Origin of the sequence: Caballeronia sp. dw_19, assembly GCF_018449515.1 — a bacterium.
Lineage (GTDB): Bacteria > Pseudomonadota > Gammaproteobacteria > Burkholderiales > Burkholderiaceae > Caballeronia.
The window spans coordinates 130,743-148,345 of sequence record NZ_JAAVUQ010000004.1; the positions used below are offsets into that span (position 1 = coordinate 130,743).

At 59.0% G+C, this 17,603-nt stretch carries 17 protein-coding genes; 6 read left to right on the top strand and 11 right to left on the bottom strand.

Translation table 11 applies throughout. The annotated features are described in order from the left end of the window. The 8 genes from HB376_RS07360 to HB376_RS07395 all read right to left on the bottom strand — a co-directional run bounded on the left by HB376_RS07360 (position 1) and on the right by HB376_RS07395 (position 7,324). Positions 1–2,007, bottom strand: coding sequence for a family 2A encapsulin nanocompartment cargo protein cysteine desulfurase (locus HB376_RS07360; protein WP_213762772.1), 2,007 nt, complete (start codon positions 2,005–2,007; stop codon positions 1–3). Next, on the bottom strand, positions 1,982–2,914 hold the full coding sequence (locus HB376_RS07365) for a family 2A encapsulin nanocompartment shell protein (RefSeq protein ID WP_089165150.1): 933 nt from the start codon (positions 2,912–2,914) through the stop codon (positions 1,982–1,984). The genes HB376_RS07360 and HB376_RS07365 overlap by 26 nt, the downstream gene beginning before the upstream one ends. 114 nt (positions 2,915–3,028) lie before the next feature. Beyond that, positions 3,029–3,259 carry a helix-turn-helix transcriptional regulator gene (locus tag HB376_RS07370; protein ID WP_213762773.1) on the bottom strand — a complete coding sequence of 77 codons (231 nt, stop codon included), beginning with the start codon at positions 3,257–3,259 and terminating at the stop codon, positions 3,029–3,031. Continuing rightward, entirely contained in the window at positions 3,256–4,185 is a 930-nt protein-coding gene (gene epsC, locus HB376_RS07375) for a serine O-acetyltransferase EpsC (protein ID WP_213762774.1), read from the bottom strand. Before epsC ends, HB376_RS07370 begins: the two co-directional genes overlap by 4 nt. Positions 4,186–4,223: 38 nt before the next feature. Next, positions 4,224–4,700, bottom strand: a complete 477-nt coding sequence (locus tag HB376_RS07380) for a rhodanese-like domain-containing protein (RefSeq protein ID WP_213762775.1) — start codon at positions 4,698–4,700, stop codon at positions 4,224–4,226. 251 nt (positions 4,701–4,951) lie between these two features. Next, positions 4,952–5,689: an amino acid ABC transporter permease gene (locus HB376_RS07385; protein ID WP_213762776.1), complete on the bottom strand. Its 738-nt coding sequence runs from the start codon at positions 5,687–5,689 to the stop codon at positions 4,952–4,954. Beyond that, a complete protein-coding gene (locus HB376_RS07390; RefSeq protein ID WP_213762777.1) occupies positions 5,686–6,411 on the bottom strand; it encodes an amino acid ABC transporter permease in 726 nt (241 codons plus the stop codon). The genes HB376_RS07385 and HB376_RS07390 overlap by 4 nt, the downstream gene beginning before the upstream one ends. A gap of 94 nt (positions 6,412–6,505) precedes the next feature. Then, positions 6,506–7,324, bottom strand: coding sequence for an ABC transporter substrate-binding protein (locus tag HB376_RS07395; protein ID WP_213762778.1), 819 nt, complete (start codon positions 7,322–7,324; stop codon positions 6,506–6,508). Positions 7,325–7,675: 351 nt separating this feature from the next. Here HB376_RS07395 and HB376_RS07400 point away from each other — a divergent pair, with 351 nt between their 5' ends. From HB376_RS07400 to HB376_RS07425, 6 genes are all read left to right on the top strand, one after another. Further along, a complete protein-coding gene (locus tag HB376_RS07400; protein WP_213762779.1) occupies positions 7,676–7,969 on the top strand; it encodes a co-chaperone GroES in 294 nt (97 codons plus the stop codon). Between the two features lie 13 nt (positions 7,970–7,982). Continuing rightward, positions 7,983–9,623: a chaperonin GroEL gene (gene groL, locus HB376_RS07405; protein WP_213762780.1), complete on the top strand. Its 1,641-nt coding sequence runs from the start codon at positions 7,983–7,985 to the stop codon at positions 9,621–9,623. Between the two features lie 203 nt (positions 9,624–9,826). Beyond that, a complete protein-coding gene (locus HB376_RS07410) occupies positions 9,827–10,774 on the top strand; it encodes a D-isomer specific 2-hydroxyacid dehydrogenase family protein (RefSeq protein WP_213762781.1) in 948 nt (315 codons plus the stop codon). Positions 10,775–10,934: 160 nt separating this feature from the next. Beyond that, positions 10,935–11,714 (top strand): amino acid ABC transporter substrate-binding protein, encoded by a 780-nt coding sequence (locus HB376_RS07415; RefSeq protein WP_213762782.1) that lies wholly within the window; start codon positions 10,935–10,937, stop codon positions 11,712–11,714. 45 nt (positions 11,715–11,759) lie between these two features. Next, positions 11,760–12,437, top strand: a complete 678-nt coding sequence (locus HB376_RS07420) for an amino acid ABC transporter permease (protein WP_213762783.1) — start codon at positions 11,760–11,762, stop codon at positions 12,435–12,437. Further along, on the top strand, positions 12,437–13,186 hold the full coding sequence (locus HB376_RS07425) for an amino acid ABC transporter ATP-binding protein (protein WP_213763032.1): 750 nt from the start codon (positions 12,437–12,439) through the stop codon (positions 13,184–13,186). Before HB376_RS07420 ends, HB376_RS07425 begins: the two co-directional genes overlap by 1 nt. Positions 13,187–13,851: 665 nt before the next feature. On the opposite strand, the gene HB376_RS07430 is transcribed toward HB376_RS07425, so the two are convergent. The 3 genes from HB376_RS07430 to HB376_RS07440 all read right to left on the bottom strand — a co-directional run bounded on the left by HB376_RS07430 (position 13,852) and on the right by HB376_RS07440 (position 17,548). Then, positions 13,852–14,421: a phasin family protein gene (locus HB376_RS07430; protein WP_213762784.1), complete on the bottom strand. Its 570-nt coding sequence runs from the start codon at positions 14,419–14,421 to the stop codon at positions 13,852–13,854. A 251-nt stretch (positions 14,422–14,672) separates the two neighbouring features. After that, positions 14,673–16,466, bottom strand: coding sequence for a SulP family inorganic anion transporter (locus HB376_RS07435; protein ID WP_213762785.1), 1,794 nt, complete (start codon positions 16,464–16,466; stop codon positions 14,673–14,675). Between the two features lie 8 nt (positions 16,467–16,474). Then, complete coding sequence (locus HB376_RS07440) at positions 16,475–17,548, bottom strand: sulfate ABC transporter substrate-binding protein (RefSeq protein ID WP_213762786.1); 1,074 nt, start codon at positions 17,546–17,548, stop codon at positions 16,475–16,477. Positions 17,549–17,603: the final 55 nt, after the last annotated feature.

Sequence of the window (17,603 nt, forward strand, 5' to 3'; positions counted from 1 at the left end):
CTACCGTCGCGACGAAAGCCGGCGCACGACGGACACAAGCCTGTCGACCTCATCGCAGGTGTTGTAAAAAGCTAGCGACGGCCGCACGGTCGCCTCCACGCCAAAACGCCTGAGAATCGGCTGGGCGCAATGATGACCTGAACGCACGGCAATCCCTTCTTCGTTCAACGCCTGCCCGACCTCTTCCGTCTCATAGCCTTTCAGCACGAACGACAATACGCTGGCTTTATTCTTCGCTGTACCGATCAAACGCACGCCTGGGACCGGCTGCAATACGCTCGTCGCGTAGGCCAACAGATCGTGTTCGTAGCGCCCGATATTCTCGATACCCACACGCGTCACGTAATCGATCGCAGCCCCAAGGCCTACCGCATCGGCAATGTTGCCCGTGCCCGCCTCGAAGCGATTTGGCGGCGCCTGGAACACAGTCCGCTCGAACGTCACGTCCGCGATCATGTTGCCGCCGCCCTGCCATGGCGGCATGTCCTCAAGCAGATCGCGTTTGCCATAGACCACGCCGATACCGGTCGGGCCGAACAGCTTGTGACCCGAAAACACGAAGAAATCAGCATCGATTTCCTGCACGTTCACCCGCATGTGCGAGACCGATTGCGCGCCGTCAACCAGCGCCCGGGCGCCTGCACGATGCGCCATTGCAACAATCTCCTGCACCGGCACAACGGTACCCAATGCGTTCGACACCTGCGTCACCGAGACGATCTTCGTGCGGCTGTTGAGCAGCTTCTGATACTCGTCGAGACGGACCTGACCGGAGTCGTCGACAGGAATCACGCGCAGCGTCGCGCCCTTTTGTGCGGCGAGTTGCTGCCACGGCACGATGTTGGCGTGATGCTCCAGATGCGAGACGATGATCTCGTCGCCCTCGCCAACATTTTGCACGCCCCAGGTCTTCGCAATCAGGTTGATGCCTTCCGTCGTGCCCCGCACGAAGATGATTTCTTCCGCCGAAGCGGCGCCAATGAAGCGCCTCACCGTATCGCGCGCCCCTTCGTATGCATCGGTTGCACGTCCTGCCAAGGCATGCGCGGCACGGTGAATGTTCGAGTTCTCGTGCGCGTAGAAATACGACAGGCGGTCGATAACCGATTGAGGTTTGTGCGTGGTCGCGGCGTTGTCGAACCAGACGAGCTGACGTCCGTTCACGCGCTCTTGCAGAATCGGGAAGTCGCGACGAATAGCGTTGACATCAAATGGCGGATGCGCCGAACCGGTCTGCGGTAAATGCTCATTCGAATGCGGCGCACGCGCGTTGTCGAGAAAATAGAACGCGCCGGCACGATCAGGCTCGCCACCGGCCGCCCCAGCCCGCTCACGGCTGTTGAACGGAAGCAAGTCATCGATAGATGGCAGACCGAACGATTCAGCCGTCGGTACATCATGACCAGGCAACGGCAGTTCGCGGTTCGCGCCGGATGACGCGCCCGCGTCCCGCAGGAAATAGAACGGCGACGCCGCCGGTTGATCTCGTTGCGCACCATCGGGCACGCCGACGCCAAGCGCAGCGCTGCCGAAGCGCGGTTCCAGCGCCGGCGCGGCGCTCGTCACAGAGTCAGGTACGTTGTTTTGCGAAACGGCATGTGGCGCCAGCGCCGGCACGCGATTGCCCAATGACAAGACGTGCGTAGGCGCCGACGGAAGCAGGTTGGCGCCCGGCGCCTTGCCCTGTGGAAGGCTCAGGCCCGGCACGCCCGTCCCTGCACCGCCCGGCCCCGCCAACGGCGACCCCGGAGGCGCCGGATTGCTCGCGGAAGCGAGCACAGGCGCAGCCACCGGCAACCCTGCCGAGAGCGACTCACCACTGCCACTGCCAAGGCTCGCCAGCGCGGGCGTAGCACTACCAGCACTGCCCGGTAACGCCGTAAAGAACGCCGTTGCAAGACGCGACAACGTGGCCACGTCCGGCAAGCCCGCAGGTGCCGCGCCCTGTGGAACATCGGACAGCGAAGCGCCGCTCACTGGCTTACTTGTAGGTGTCAGGATAGTCATGGTACTTGGCGATCTCCACGTCATCCAGAACCGCCAGTGCGTCCGGCGAGTGCACTGCGAGCGAGCAATACAGCGAAATCAGGTACGAGGCAATCGCATGGTTGTTGATCCCCATGAAGCGCACCGAAAGCCCTGGCCCTTGCTCGCCTGCCACACCCGGCTGGAACAGGCCAACCACGCCTTGCCGCTTGTCGCCTACGCGCAGCAAAAGGATCTTGGTCTTGCCGTCGGCGACAGGAACCTTGTCCGACGGGATCAACGGAATGCCACGCCACGTGAGGAACTGGGAACCGAACAGGCTCACGGTGGGCGGCGGCACACCGCGACGCGTGCACTCGCGCCCGAACGCTGCGATGGCGAGCGGATGCGTCAGGAAAAACGCGGGCTCTTTCCAGACGCGCGTCAGCAGTTCATCGAGATCATCAGGGGTCGGCGCGCCGGTCAGCGGAAACACGCGCTGTTCTTCAGCAACATTCGCCAGCAGACCGTAATCCGGGTTATTGATGAGCTGGCTTTCCTGCAATTCCTTGATCGTTTCGATCGTCAGGCGCAGCTGTTCCTTGATCTGATCATGCGGACTACTATATAGATCCGACACACGAGTCTGCACGTCGAGGACCGTGCTGACCGCGTTGAGAAAATACTCGCGCGGGTTTTCATCGTAGGGAACGAAGGTCCGGGGCAGTTCGCTTTCGTCTTCACGTTGCGTGCAGGCCGCTTTCACTTCCTCGGGATTCTTGACCTGGTTCAAGCGGTAGATACCGGCTTCGACCGGCACCCATTGCAACAAGTGCGTGAGCCATCGCGGCGTGATGGTCGATAGCTGGGGAACGGTCTTGGTGGCATTGGCTAGTTGCCGTGCTGCGTTATCGCCGAGCGCCGTCTGGCCGCCCACAGTTGCCGTCATGTGTAGCTCCGAAGTCTATAGAAGAAAAACGGGAATGCTTATCAGGAGACGTCATTATCAAGACGACGGACCCAGTCATTCAACATGCTATAGACGGCATTTCGGAAAAAATGATCACCCTGGCCCGGTCACCGGCTCGGGTTGTAATAACTTCGCCATGGGAACGTCCAGCGCGCGGGCGAGCTTGTGCACCGTGATGATGGATGCCGTCACGCGGCCGCGTTCGATCTCGCCAATATAAGAGCGGTTCAGGCCGGCGTGTTCGGCAAGCTGCTCCTGCGACCAGGCCTGCGCCTCACGTAAAAGCCTGACGGCTGCGCCGAAGTTGCGGACGACTTCGGTCATGACACGGTCGCTGCAACGCGCTGTTGCACGCCGTCATTGCGCGAGATGGCCTGCGTGACGTTCGCGCCCGGTGCAACGTCGTGCGTAAGCCATACGTTGCCGCCGATCACCGCTCCCCGGCCGAGCGTGACGCGGCCGAGAATCGTGGCGCCCGCATAGATCACGACTTCATCTTCCACTATCGGATGCCGCGCCAGTCCTTTCTCCAGATGCCCTTCTGCATCGCGGGGGAAACGTTTCGCGCCGAGCGTGACAGCCTGATACACGCGCACGCGATCGCCAATGACCGTGGTCTCGCCAATCACCACGCCCGTCCCATGATCGATGAAAAATCCTTTGCCTATCTGAGCGCCCGGATGGATGTCGATGCCGGTTGCGCCATGCGCCAGTTCAGCCACAATGCGCGCAAGCAGGCGAAGGTCGAGCTTGTATAACTCGTGCGCCAGCCGGTGATGAATCATGGCGAGAATGCCGGGGTAGCAAAGCAGCACCTCGTCCACACTGCCGGCGGCCGGATCGCCGTGATAGGCGGCGAGCACGTCGCTATCAAGGAGCGTGCGGATCTCGGGAAGCCTGGCCGCGAACGCACGAACCGCAATGCCGGCACGTGTAGCGATGTTTTCATCGTCACGCGACAGATGACGATCGCGGTATTGCAACTCCAGTTGCGCCTGGGCGAATAGGCCATGCAGGGCTGAATCGAGTGCATGACCCACGTAGAAATTCTCGCTTTCCTGACGAAGGTCGTGCGGTCCAAGCCGCATCGGAAAAAGCACGCCCTTCAACGTGTCCACAATATCCGCCAGCGCCTCGCGCGCCGGTAGTTCGCGCCCGCCCGGTTCGAGCGAACGCTTCTGCACTTCACGCCATTGCTGGCGCACCGTCTGAAGCGATTGGACGATGTCGTCGATGTCAAATGCGGCCACAGTCGGAGATCCTTCGGCGTCAAGCCATTAGAGGTTGATCAATCCTGAATCCACGGCAAACCCTGAAAGCGCCAGCCATCCTGCACGCCTCGCCGCTGCTGCGAATCCAGTCCCCCTTCGAAACCTTCAAGGACATTGAACACTTGCGTAAAGCCTGCTTTCGCCGCAGCTTCCGCTGCAAGCGCTGAACGATTGCCGCTGCGGCAGAGCAGCAACACGACTGCGTCCTTGCCGGTCTTGGCTTCCAGCTCCCGGACAAAGCGCGGGTTGCGCGTAAGCGATGTGCCTGTCGCCCAGGCCACATGGATGCTGCCAGGCACGTAACCCACGAACTTGCGCTCTTCGGCCGTTCTGACATCCACAAGCACCGCTGAGCCCGACTCGAGCAGCGCAAACGCGTCGCGAGGTGAAACGCCTCCCGCGTAAGGCAACTGGTTTGCTGCCGCTGCGGCCCGCGCCGCATCCAATGCCGCATGAGATTCGTGAATTACACCTTCTTCCAATTCAACTGCCATGACGTCTCCTTGTACTGTCACTTGAAAACTCATCGAGGCCAAAGGGTTGTCATAGGAAATGCAACCGTCTATAGCCATCAATTGACACTATGAAAGAGGCCGCTCAGAAGCAGAACCAATAAAAACGTATTTCTAAAGAAGGCTTCGCCACATCGGTAATCATTGGAGGAAAAATGATCGTTCCAGGTACCTGCGACTTCCGCGTAATTATTGAAAGAAAACGAGGCCGGAGCGAAGGCCGAGGGTTTGCCTCAATCCGGAGACGGGACGACAGCCGCCGGGGGCGCCGTCACGCGCAGCTCAGCACTCGGCGCGCGTCCCAGCAGCAGGCGAGTCGCCAACGCATCGAGCGATGTGCACAGAATCAGATAGACAAGTCCCACGAACAGGAAGATCTGCACCGGATAAATCATGAGCCGGCTATTGACCTGGTTGGCGAGAAACGCGAGTTCCGGCACGCCGACGATGTAAGCCAGCGACGTATCCTTGACGAGGGACACCCATTGGTTAATGAACGACGGCGCCATGATGCGGATGGCTTGCGGCAGCTGTACGTGACGCATCGCTTGCCAGCGCGTCAGCCCCAGCGACAGCGCCGCTTGGCGCTGTCCGCGCCCCACTGCTTCGATACCCGCATGAACCGAATGCGACAGGTAGGCGCCGCCGATCAGCGATAGCGCAGCCACGACCGTCGCCAAACCCGGCACGTTGATATGCAGCACAACCGGCAGCAGGAAGAAGGTCCAGAAAATCAGCATCAGTACGGGTATGGCGCGAAAGAACCCGATTCCCGCGAGCAGGATCAGGTGGATCACCCCACGCGTCATGGCAAGCCCGATGCCTCCTGCCAGCCCGAGGATGGCGGACGACACGGCGGAGATAGAGGCCATCACCAGCGTCAACGCAGCGCCGCCCAACGGACCATCGGGAAACGTGCCGACGAGCAAGTACGGCAGATTGGACAGGATGGCGGAAAAGGCGTCGTTCATCGGCGCACCGCCGCTCGCGAACCGCTGCGCTGGACTACCACGAGTGCAACTTCCAGCATCGCGATGGTCAGTATGTACAGCAAGGTTGCCATGCCAAATGCCTGAAACGTCTTGAAGGTTTCGGTATCCACCTGACGCGACGAATACGAGAGTTCCGCCAGCCCGATCGCCATGGTCAACGACGAGTTCTTGACGATATTCATGTACTGACCGAACAAGGGCGGCGTCGCGATGCGCACCGCTTGCGGCAAGATCACGTGAACAAATGCGGCTAACGGCGTGAGTCCAAGGGCGGCTGCCGCGTTGTGCTGCCCCACTGGAACACCCGATAATCCCGAGCGGAATTCCTCGCCAATGAAGGTGGTCGAATAACAGGTCAACCCGATCCAGCCGGCCACGAATTCAAACGATGGCCAATGCAACTTGAACACGCCGAAATCCACCGCATGTTGCGTGTTCAACCAGGTCATTGTCGTTTCGGGCAAAAGCGTCGCCACGCCGAAATACCAGAACAGCAATTGCACGATCAGCGGTGAGTTGCGAAATACCAATACATAGAGCGCGGCGGCACGACGCATGGGCGCCGCGCGCGAAGTGCGCGCAAGGGCAAGCAAGCAGCCACATAACGTCGCCGTGACCATCACCGAGACCGACAATCCCAGCGTCATACCGAAGCCCTGGAGCAGCCAGATCAGGTACTTCGGGGCAAGCCATCCGTTCATTGGAATCATTCAGCTAAACACGATTGGAAAATTGAAATGCCAAGCCCGGTTCGACCGTGAACGGTCGAACCGGGCTTGGCCGAACACGCAGCGATCAGCTCTTCTGCGGGTCGCCGATCTTGAACAAACGCGGCAACGGCGCACGGCTTTTCGGCCCGAACCACTGGTCGTAGATGTGGCTCGCGGTGCCGTTTGCTTCGAGACCCGTCAGCGTGTCATTGACGAAACTCAGCAGCCGCGGCTCGCCCTTCGGGACACCCACGCCCTCATAGTCGTTCGATATGGTGAAAGCCGGGATCTCGTACTTGTCGCGGTCCGGCACGTTGGCGAGCAAGCCGACGAGTTTCGGGCCATCCTGCGTGATTGCCTGGACATTACCCGTTCGCAGCGCAGCGAATGCAAAAGGTGTGTCGTCATAAGCTACGATCGTTGCCCGCGGAAACTGCGCACGAACCTGTTGCTCGTTGGTCGTGCCTTTATCCGCGCCAATGCGCAGGTCGTTCAGTTGATCCGGCGACTTCAGCGTGCCCTTCTTCGCGATGAACTGCGTACCCGACGCGAAGTACGGCGTGCTGAAGTCGACTTCCTTCTTGCGTTCGTCGGTGATAGTGAAGTTCGCGAAAACCAGATCCACTTTCTTCGATGTCAGAAATGCAATGCGGTTAGCCGGATTGGTCGGCTGGATTTCAAGCTTGACGCCGAGTTTGTCAGCAACCGCTTTCGCGTAGTCCACGTCAAGTCCGACTATCTTGTTGGTCTTCGGATCGACGAAGCCGAAGGGCGGATTGCTGTCAAAAGTCGCCACGCGAAGTACGCCGGCCTTCTTGATATCGTCGAGGCGATCAGCATGCGCCAGGCTCGACATGATCAGCAGCGACCCCATGAAAGCTGCGGTGAAAAGTTTGATTTTCATTATGTGTTGGTCTGCGCAGTTATAGATAGAGCGAGCACGCACGCGTGCATCACAGCCGGAATGTAGCAGCGAACCGGGCTGTAACGAACCATCGATTCGTGTTGTGCTAAGCGTCAGACGGAATAATCAATACAGGGACAGCTTGACGCCATCACAAGCCGCGCCGATGGTCAAGACGTGTCGCGTGACAGGCGTGATGTGTGCTCGCGAAGCGCTGCGGCCAAATGCTAAACGCCGATAACGTTTCATGTATTCGTTATTGGATCGCGCCACGACAGATTCCTATACTCGATTCCCGTTAGCACCCGCCTGTGAAGAGTGCTACTCATTCACCATAACGGAAATCCAACCATGAGCCTACGTCCGCTCCACGACCGCGTGATCATCAAGCGCCTTGACCAGGAAACAAAAACCGCATCGGGTATCGTGATTCCCGAAAGCGCCGCCGAAAAACCCGACCAGGGCGAAGTCATTGCCGTCGGACCCGGTAAGCGTGATAGCGATGGCAAGCGCATCGAGCCTGACCTGAAAGTCGGCGAGCGCGTGCTCTTCGGCAAATACTCGGGCCAGCAGGTCAAGGTCGACGGCAACGAACTGCTCGTGCTGCGCGAAGAAGACATTGTCGCCGTGGTCACCCAACAATAACGGAGCTTCAGAAATGGCAGCCAAAGAAATTGTCTTTAGCGACAACGCACGATCGAAACTGGTCGAAGGCGTCAACATCCTCGCCAATGCAGTGAAGGTAACGCTTGGGCCCAAAGGCCGTAATGTAGTGCTGGAACGCAGCTTCGGCTCACCGGTCGTGACGAAAGACGGCGTGTCGGTCGCGAAGGAAATCGAGCTGGCCGACAAGCTGCAAAATATCGGCGCGCAACTGGTGAAGGAAGTCGCCTCGCGCACCAGCGACGACGCCGGCGACGGCACTACTACTGCCACCGTGCTGGCACAGGCGATCGTACGCGAAGGGCTGAAATACGTGGCGGCGGGTCTCAATCCGCTGGACCTGAAGCGCGGCATCGACAAGGCCGTGATTGCCGCTGTCGAAGAACTGAAAAAGATCAGCAAGCCCACCACGACCAGCAAGGAAATCGCCCAGGTCGCGACCATCTCGGCGAACGGCGAGGAATCGATCGGCCAGCGGATCGCAGAAGCGATCGACCGTGTCGGCAAGGAAGGCGTGATCACGGTCGAGGACGGCAAGTCGCTCGACGATGAACTCGATGTGGTTGAAGGACTGCAATTCGATCGCGGCTACCTGTCGCCCTATTTCATCAACGATCAGGATAAACAGGTCGCCGTTCTCGACGATCCATTTGTTCTGCTGCACGACAAGAAGGTATCGAATATCCGCGATCTTCTGCCGGTGCTGGAACTGGTCGCGAAGGCGGGACGGCCGTTGCTGATCATCGCTGAAGATGTCGAGGGCGAGGCTCTTGCGACGCTCGTGGTCAACAACATCCGTGGCATTCTTAAAACGGTGGCGGTTAAGGCGCCGGGCTTTGGCGATCGCCGCAAGGCACTGCTTGAAGACATCGCCATCCTGACCGGCGGCCAGGTGATCGCTGAGGAAACCGGCCTCACGCTGGAAAAGGCGACGTTGGCAGAACTGGGCCAGGCCAAGCGCATTGAAGTAGGCAAGGAAAACACTATCGTGATCGACGGCGCCGGAGACACGAAGAATATCCAGGCGCGCGTCAAGCAGATCCGCGTGCAGATCGAAGAGGCGAGTTCCGACTACGATCGCGAAAAGCTGCAGGAGCGTGTCGCGAAACTGGCCGGCGGCGTGGCGGTGATCAAGGTGGGCGGGGCAACCGAGATCGAGGTCAAGGAGAAGAAGGACCGTGTTGACGATGCACTGCACGCGACGCGTGCGGCAGTCGAGGAAGGCATTGTGCCGGGTGGCGGCGTCGCGTTGATCCGCGTCAAGCAGGCAATCAGCGGCCTGAAGGGCGCCAACGCAGACCAGGATGCCGGCGTGAAGATCGTGCTGCGCGCATTGGAAGAACCATTGCGCCAGATCGTCACGAATGCGGGCGAAGAAGCAAGCGTGGTCGTCGCAAGGGTCGCCGAGGGTACGGGCAACTTTGGCTACAACGCGCAGACCGGTGAATACGGCGATCTGGTCGAATCGGGCGTGCTCGATCCGACCAAGGTCACGCGCACTGCGCTGCAAAACGCGGCATCGATTGCGGGCTTGCTGCTCACGACCGATGCAACGGTAACCGAAGCGCCGAAAAACGCGGCCCCTGCTGTGCCTGGGGGCGGACCGGGCGCGGGCGGACCGGGCTTCGATTTCTGAGGCTTTCCCATCGCTTTTCCATTGCTTTTCCATTGATAAGCACGTCGGCGCTTACAGGTTCAGACGCTCCGACGTGCCTTCCAGATTCACTACACAGCGCTTTCCCCGGTTCTCCGCTTTCGCAATCTTCTCTTCATGTAGTCCTTATCAATCCTTCCGCTCTCCATGCGCGAGTGTGCCGTCACTTCCCGTTCTGAAAACCCATGGTCACAATAGCCAGCCAGCTCGCCGAACCGTTCAACGATGCAGTGCGAGCACTACTGCCTGATGTTCGCGTAGTAGGTATACCGCGAGGAGTGCCGGCCGAACTGCCCGATGAGGCGTCGATCCTGATCGCCGCGCCGATCATCATACGGGGCGCGCGGGCACCGGAGCATGCCCCCGCGGGGTGGCCATTCGGGCTGCGCTGGGTGCAACTCGGTTCATCAGGAATCGACTTTTATCCGCGCTGGTTCTTCGAGGGGCTGTCAGTTACCACCGCACGCGGCACCTCTTCAACAGCGATTGCCGAATTCGCGTTGGCGGCGATCTTTGCCCATGCGAAACACCTGCCGGACATCTGGATTCACGACGCCCGGCAATGGGCATTGACCCCACTCGCAACCGTGCAAGGCAGCACGGTTGGCATATTCGGCTTTGGTTCGATCGGCCAGGCACTTGCGCAGAAAGCGCTCGCGCTCGGCGCTCGGGTCATTGCAGTGCGGCGTCAAAGTTCTACCGCGCCGGACCTGCCGGGCGTCACGCTTGTTCCCGATATCGGCGCACTCGTGCAAGAAGCCGACCATCTCGTACTCGCGGCGCCGGCTACGGCAGCAACCCGCCATATCGTCAATCGGGAGTTACTTGCACGGGCGAAGCCGGGACTGCACGTGATCAATGTCGCGCGCGGTTCGCTGATCGACAACGAGGCGTTGCTTGAGGCCCTTGCCGACGGTCGTATCGATGCGGCATCGCTCGACGTGACCGAGCCGGAGCCGCTGCCGGCTGGGCATCCGTTCTATACACATCCGCGCATTCACCTGTCGCCACACACGTCAGCGATCGGCCCACACAATGCTGCCGAGCTGGCCCGCAAGTTCGCGCGCAATTTCAGCGCCTTTACTCACGGTGCGTCGCTGGAAGATCTTGTCGATATCCATCGGGGCTATTAGACAAACGATCCGTGCCGCCTTTATTCGATCCAGGCATAACCTTCGACCTCAATATGCTTTGTGGAACCAAACACCCCTTGTTACAGTCCCGCCGAAGGCTTTCGGCTTCGCTCATTGAACCCGAAATAGCAATTAATAAACCCCTGAGGAGTCACCCATCATGAAAATTTTCCAAATCTTGCTGCTTGCCGGCATCGTTCAGTTGACTGCTATATCAACTGCCTTCGCAGCCGACGATCTGGCAAGCATCAAGAGCGCCGGTGTCATCAAGATCGGCACCGAAGGCACTTACGCCCCCTTCACCTACCATGATGCATCGGGCCAGTTGACAGGCTTCGATGTAGAAATCGGCCAGGCCATTGCAAAGCGCATAGGCGTTAAACCGGAATTTGTTGAAGGCAAGTGGGACGGTCTGATTGCCGGGCTCGATGCAAACCGCTACGACGCCGTCATCAACGAGGTTGCAATCACCGACGCCCGCAAGGCCAAGTACGATTTCTCGCAGCCCTATATTGCATCCCATGCAGCGCTGATCGTGCGCTCGGATAACACGACAATCAAAAACTTCGATGATCTGAAAGGCAAGAAGTCAGCCAATACCCTGACCAGCAACTTCGGCAAGATCGCCAAGGATCACGGCGCGGACGTGGTCGGTGTGCAGGGCTTCAACGAATCAATTGATCTGCTGACGTCCGGCCGCGTTGATGCGACTGTGAACGACAGTCTCTCCTTCCTCGACTTCAAGAAGCATAAGCCGGACGCGAAAGTGAAGATCGCAGCAATCGATAATTCGGCTGACAGCGAGTATTCGGGGGTCATCATCCAGAAGGGTAATCCGCAGCTTCTGGCCGCCATTGACAAAGCACTTTCCGAGATTAAAGCAGACGGTACCTACAAGCAAATCTCGGAGAAATACTTCGGTAAGGACGTATCGAAGTAGCATTGCGGTCAGCATTTCCCATACCCATTTTTAGAGGTCCGAAATATGCCAGCCTGGCTCCACTTGATGGTTGAGTCGCTCTGGCCACTCCTGTATGCAGGACTCGTGTTCACGGTGCCGCTCACCATCGCGTCGTTTGCACTCGGCTTGACACTGGCATTTGCGGTCGCACTCGTGCGACTGTTCGGACCGCGTTGGGCTGTCAAGATTGCACAGTTTTACGTATGGCTGATCCGGGGCTCACCGCTGCTGGTGCAACTCTTCGTGATTTTCTACGGCCTGCCCAACGTCGGCATCGTGCTGGACCCGCTCACCGCGGCAATTATCGGCTTCTCGTTAAACGTGGGCGCCTACAACTCGGAAGTGATCCGGGGCGTAGTCGAATCGATTCCCAACGGACAATGGGAAGCCGCGTATTCCATGGGCATGACGCGCTCGCAGGCACTGCGGCGGACAATCTTGCCGCAGGCTGCACGCGTCGCCCTGCCCGCATTGGCGAACTCGTTCATTGCGCTTATCAAGGATACGTCGCTTGCTGCGGTGCTGACGGTGCCCGAGATCTTTCAAGCAGCTCAGCGGATTGCTTCGGTTACCTATGAACCGCTTATCTTGTATACGGAAGCGGCACTGATCTATCTGGTGTTTAGTTCCGTGTTGTCCTCGGCCCAGGTTCAACTCGAAAGAAGACTTGGCCAACATGCACTCTTCAAGAGAGGTCAATGATGATTGCCCTCGATAAAATCCAGAAATCCTTCGGTACGCATCAAGTGCTCAAGTCGGTCGATCTAACGCTCGCGCAGGGTACGGTCACGGCACTGATCGGGCAATCGGGCAGCGGCAAGAGCACGCTCCTGCGTTGCGTGAACCTGCTTGAGGTTCCCGAAGCCGGATCGCTCACGCTGGGTGACGAACGAATCGAATTCAGCAGCTCGGCGAAACCGTCTCGCGATTCGGTCCTCAGAATACGTCGCAAGACCGGAATGGTGTTCCAGAGCTTTCAATTGTTCCCGCACCGGACGGTGATACAGAACGTGATGGAGGGTCTGGTCACCGTGCAGCGATGGGACAAGGAGCGCGCGCGGGCACGAGCAGGCGCGCTGCTGGAGAAGGTAGGTATCTCGCAGAAGGCCGATGCCTGGCCTGCCACGCTCTCCGGTGGGCAACAGCAGCGGGTAGCAATTGCACGAGCGCTGGCGCCCTCGCCGGATATTCTTCTATGCGATGAACCGACCTCTGCGCTCGATCCAGGACTCGCGGCCGAAGTGATCGACGTGTTGAGCCAACTCGCGAAAGAAGGAATGACGATGCTGTTTGCTACGCATGATTTACGTCTGGCCGCGTCGATTGCTCGCGAGGTTGTTTTTCTCAGCGCTGGCAGCGTGATCGAATCGGGCTTGGCAGATGACATCTTCAATCGGCCGAAGAAGCCGGAAACTGCGAGTTTCGTTTCGGTTCTCAACCGGCAAATGTGATTGCGGGGACGCCCGCTGTGAGTCGTGGTGGAGGTTCTTTGGTTGCGTCGTGGTTGGGGGTCTATCTGGGGGGGCTGGGGGGGTCGGTTCTGGGGTTAGCGGTCGGGGTCAATGCCGGGGTGGTGCTTTCGGCCTTAGCGTCTGCGAGAGTCGGATTTTCTCTTTATCACTATTAGCCACTGTGCGTGGCGGCACGTCATTTCTTTGTCCAAAGCGACAAAGAAACGAAGCAAAGAAAACGCTTTAACCGCTCTACCCTAAGTGTCCACAGCGTGCAGTTTCTATTCATAGGTGCCCCAAAAGCACGGTGCTCGCCAGAGCGAAGGATGTTTGAACCCCTCCTTCTCCGAACACGGATACCCACACGCTTCGCCACCAGTGATTGAACCTGCCCAAGGACCACCCCGCGCTATCCGCGGACAACCTCCCTCCAAATTTGGACGCGCCTCGGACCTTGTGGCCAATCAATAGCGCGACGTATGCCGCATATTGCGGTCGCCCGGTTGCAACTGAGAACGTGCAGGGATTCTTATGGATTTGGGCCGTCCTGGCTTCATCGGAAACAGCCGACAGGGACGAGCATGGCAATCAGTCAGCCCTTCGCAACCGACCGGCACGAACGTCCGGTCGGTACGGCACAGCGCGGTACGCCGTGGGTTGCTGCGTCAGGCGGCCTTGGCGGCTCGCGACGCGGGCGCGGCGGTATCCTTCGCGGCCTTCGACGCGGCTGTCGTCGCTGCGTCGAAACTGCTTTCGGCAATTTCGACGGCCTGCTTCGTTGCCTTGTGGACCGTGTCGTACGTGGTATTGGCAGCGGTGATCGTCGACTTCAGCAAGGCCACGGCAGTTTCCGAGCCGGCCGGCGCGTTCTTTGTAAGATCGTCGATAAAGGTCTGCGCGCTCTGGCTATATTCGGCAAGCTGCGCTTCGGCGACCTTGAGGAATTCAGCCTGAGTGCCCGTCAGAATCTCATACACGTGACGGCTATATGCCTGGGCCTTTTCGGTGGCCGGCTGGGTCAGGCCGTTTTGAAGCTTGAGCAGATCCTGCGGGTCTTTCCCGGACAGCGTCTTCTGCGCGGTTTCCTGCGTTTCCGCAAATATTGACTTCGCGGCCTGCAAGTTCAGGAGGGTCAGCTTTTCGACGCCTTCGAACACCTTGTTTGTCAGGCTGAAGAATGTATCGACATGGCTTTTTTGCACTACGGCGAACTGTTCCGGAGAAAACTGGGTCATCTCTATGCTCCTGGGTAGACAGACACTGACGGGCACTGGCGGCTAATTCGAAACATGATGCGAGCGTGGTGCGTCGCAACATGAAGCCCATTCTTCGTGCCACGAGTAAGGATGTCAAATGACATATTCGTGATAGCAAATATGGCGAGCGACCGTGACTCAAGCAGTGCGACGGCTGAGACCCATGACGACCGTACGGCGGCAAGTAGTGCCGCCTTTAGGTGGGAGAGATATCTCATCTCCGATACGATTCAGACCAGGTAATACAGGCGGTCATCCTCTTGCACGGGAGTCTGCTCTACGCCATGCTGCGCGCAGTGGGCACACGTATTCGCATCGGCAATCAGGCTGTATGCGTAACGTACCGCACGCAGCGTCGCCGAATAGCGCTCGTCCTCTTCAGGGAAGAAACGTTCCGGCGGATACCATTCGGAGAACTTCAGGTTGACGAGCGCTGCCAACAGTTCAGGGCGCAGTCCCGCAAGCAAAATAATCCGGCCGTTGTTTTGACTTTCACGCAGAAAATGCTCTAGCTTTTCTATACACACCACGTCTGGATTACGCACCCGCTTGAGCCGCAGGACGACGTGATGGATCCCGCGAGCCTCGACTTGCGCATTGATCGTTTCGAAGTGACGATCCAGCTCCAGTGCAGCGCCGAAGAACAACTCGCCTTCCAGGTCATACACCGCGACAGACGTACATTCCGGGTCGCCCGGCAATCGTTCTCGCACCACCCGCTCCGGACTAACGAACAATTCAGTCGCTTTCAATTTGGCCGCGCGCGGCACGAACAGCACAATGGACACGGCTACGCCGACGAGGATGGCGAACTCGACGCCAATCACAAGCGCCGACAATGCCGTAATCAACACAAGCCCCGCGTCGTAACGAGACGCTCGAAGTGCATAGCGGATCCGTTCGAAGTCAATCAGCCGGAATGCCGTAACAAGCAAAAGACCCGCAAGCGACGCCTTGGGAATGTAGCGTGTCAACGGAGCCAGAAGCAGCACTGCCGCAGCGACGATCACCGCGGTGATCACGCCAGAGAACCGTGTGGCTGCACCCGCCTGGTAATTGATGGCAGAACGCGAAAGGGAACCCGAGCCCGGCAAACACCGGAAAAAGCCGCCCACCAGGTTGGCGAGTCCTTCAGCCATGCACTGACGGTTATAGTCCAGCGGCTGACCGCTCCGATGCGCAATCGATTTGGCAATCGAGAGCGCCTCGAGTAAGCCAAGGAACGCGATTGCAACCGCCGACGACGAGAGCTGCCCAAGCCAGGACCACTTGATCTCAGGGATATGCGGCTCGGGCAGGCTGGCCTTCAACGCGCCGATCACCGAAATCGCCGTCTTGCCTCCTGCCCCTGGCGTCGACCATCCCAGGGCATAAGCAGAAAGGCTCATCACAAGCAGCACCACGAACATATCGAATTGGGGCAGCTTGTAGCGACGCACGGCTTGGCGCAGCGAGAGTGCAAGAGCGACCGTGACAGCACTGATCGCGAGGGCTTTAAGGTTCACTGGATCGCCGTGAACAACGGTCAGCCACAAGCGGTAAAGCACGTGCTGATGGCCAGACCCTTTCTCACGCACGCCAAGCGCATTGCCGATCTGCCCGACTGCCAGAAGCACGGCCGCGCCCGCCATGAAACCCAGGATCACGGATTCGGAAATGTACCGCGTGAGGTCGCCTAGACGGAACACCGCTATCGCTATTTGAATAATGCCGACCATCACGCCGAGCAGGAACATGGCTTCGTAGATGTCAGCGCTTGCATTCGGATCCAGGAACGCGAGCGCGCTGAATACCACGAGGGAAATGGCGCTGGTCGGTCCATTGATCAGGTGCGACGACGATCCGAAGATTGACGCAACAAGCGTCACTACCACGGCAGAGTACAAGCCAAAACGCGGATCGACGCCGGCAATCAGCGCATACGCCATGCCTTGCGGCAAGGATATGGCGGCAACTGTCAGGCCTGCCACCAGATCACGGCGACCCTTTTGCGTTGTGTAGTTGAATTGACTTATCAGTTTCATGCTGAGTTTCATGCCCCACCCTTCTGGATTGCGACGGCGGCGTTTTCGTCAGCCGCTGCGCCGGCAGGACCGATAACCGTATCGAGGATCCCGTTCTCATCGAAGAACTTGTGATTGGCATCGTCCCAACTTTTAGCTATGTCGGTCACATTGAAAAGCTTGATAGGCCTTAACCGGTTAGCGTATTTGCCGGCAATCGCCGCGTTGAAGGGCCGATACCCCGCTTGCGCCACGATCTCCTGCGCAGAATCAGTGAAGAGGTAGTCGAGATAGGCTCGTGCGTAGCGCTCGCTGTGGTGCCGGGCGACGTTCCGGTCGACCCACGCAACGTAGGGCTCGGCAAGAATGCTGACCGGCGGATAGACAATCTCGAGTTCGCCCGGCGTGTCGGCAAGCTCGCGTATTGCTTCGTTTTCCCAGGTCAGTTGAACGTCCCCCACCTTCTCGACAACGAAGGTCGTCGCCGCGCCGCGAGCACCGCTATCGAGGCGCGTGGTGTGGCGGTACAGGGCCGCGAGATAGGCTTGGGCGGCAGCATCGGAACCGCCCCGCGTCGTCGTGGCGCCCCACGCAGCCAGCGCACTGAGCTTCCCGTTGCCTGACGTTCGCGGGTCCGGTGTAATTACCTCGACGCCGGGTTTCACCAGATCGGGCCAATCATGAATGCCTCTCGGATTGCCGCGACGAACCACGAAAACAATGGTCGAGTAGTAGGGCTGGGAATGATGCGGCAGGCGGTCTTGCCAACCATCGGCAATCAGGCCGCGCTTGCGAAGAGCGTCTATATCGGTAAACAGACCTAGCGTCACCACGTCCGCGTCTTGTTGACCGTCAATGACAGAACGCGCTTGCCGCGAAGAGCCTCCATGCGATTGTTTCACCTGCAGGCGAACGCCATTTTCACGCTGATAGTTGGCGACGAACTGCTGATCGAGTCGAACGTATAGCTCGCGGGTCGGATCGTACGAAACATTCAGTATCTGGCGATCGACGTCGCCCTGGACATTTTTGACACCGATCAGCGTGACCGCAACCGCGACGGCCACTACCGCGCCAACGCTCAACCAGGGGATGCGCTTCATGGGTGGCTCTCAAAGCGGTGAAAGTACGTCGCCACGCAAAACGGAAAATCGTAGG

Bases quoted from the DNA above. Each gene is read 5' to 3' on its own strand.
- HB376_RS07365 (WP_089165150.1), bottom strand. From the start codon at position 2,914: ATGACGGCAACTGTGGGCGGCCAGACGGCGCTCGGCGATAACGCAGCA.
- HB376_RS07425 (WP_213763032.1), top strand. From the start codon at position 12,437: ATGATTGCCCTCGATAAAATCCAGAAATCCTTCGGTACGCATCAAGTG.
- HB376_RS07430 (WP_213762784.1), bottom strand. From the start codon at position 14,421: ATGACCCAGTTTTCTCCGGAACAGTTCGCCGTAGTGCAAAAAAGCCAT.
- groL (WP_213762780.1), top strand. From the start codon at position 7,983: ATGGCAGCCAAAGAAATTGTCTTTAGCGACAACGCACGATCGAAACTG.
- HB376_RS07385 (WP_213762776.1), bottom strand. From the start codon at position 5,689: ATGAACGACGCCTTTTCCGCCATCCTGTCCAATCTGCCGTACTTGCTC.
- HB376_RS07370 (WP_213762773.1), bottom strand. From the start codon at position 3,259: ATGACCGAAGTCGTCCGCAACTTCGGCGCAGCCGTCAGGCTTTTACGT.
- HB376_RS07415 (WP_213762782.1), top strand. From the start codon at position 10,935: ATGAAAATTTTCCAAATCTTGCTGCTTGCCGGCATCGTTCAGTTGACT.
- HB376_RS07440 (WP_213762786.1), bottom strand. From the start codon at position 17,548: ATGAAGCGCATCCCCTGGTTGAGCGTTGGCGCGGTAGTGGCCGTCGCG.
- HB376_RS07380 (WP_213762775.1), bottom strand. From the start codon at position 4,700: ATGGCAGTTGAATTGGAAGAAGGTGTAATTCACGAATCTCATGCGGCA.
- HB376_RS07360 (WP_213762772.1), bottom strand. From the start codon at position 2,007: ATGACTATCCTGACACCTACAAGTAAGCCAGTGAGCGGCGCTTCGCTG.
- HB376_RS07420 (WP_213762783.1), top strand. From the start codon at position 11,760: ATGCCAGCCTGGCTCCACTTGATGGTTGAGTCGCTCTGGCCACTCCTG.
- HB376_RS07400 (WP_213762779.1), top strand. From the start codon at position 7,676: ATGAGCCTACGTCCGCTCCACGACCGCGTGATCATCAAGCGCCTTGAC.
- HB376_RS07390 (WP_213762777.1), bottom strand. From the start codon at position 6,411: ATGAACGGATGGCTTGCCCCGAAGTACCTGATCTGGCTGCTCCAGGGC.
- HB376_RS07435 (WP_213762785.1), bottom strand. From the start codon at position 16,466: ATGAAACTGATAAGTCAATTCAACTACACAACGCAAAAGGGTCGCCGT.
- HB376_RS07395 (WP_213762778.1), bottom strand. From the start codon at position 7,324: ATGAAAATCAAACTTTTCACCGCAGCTTTCATGGGGTCGCTGCTGATC.
- HB376_RS07410 (WP_213762781.1), top strand. From the start codon at position 9,827: ATGGTCACAATAGCCAGCCAGCTCGCCGAACCGTTCAACGATGCAGTG.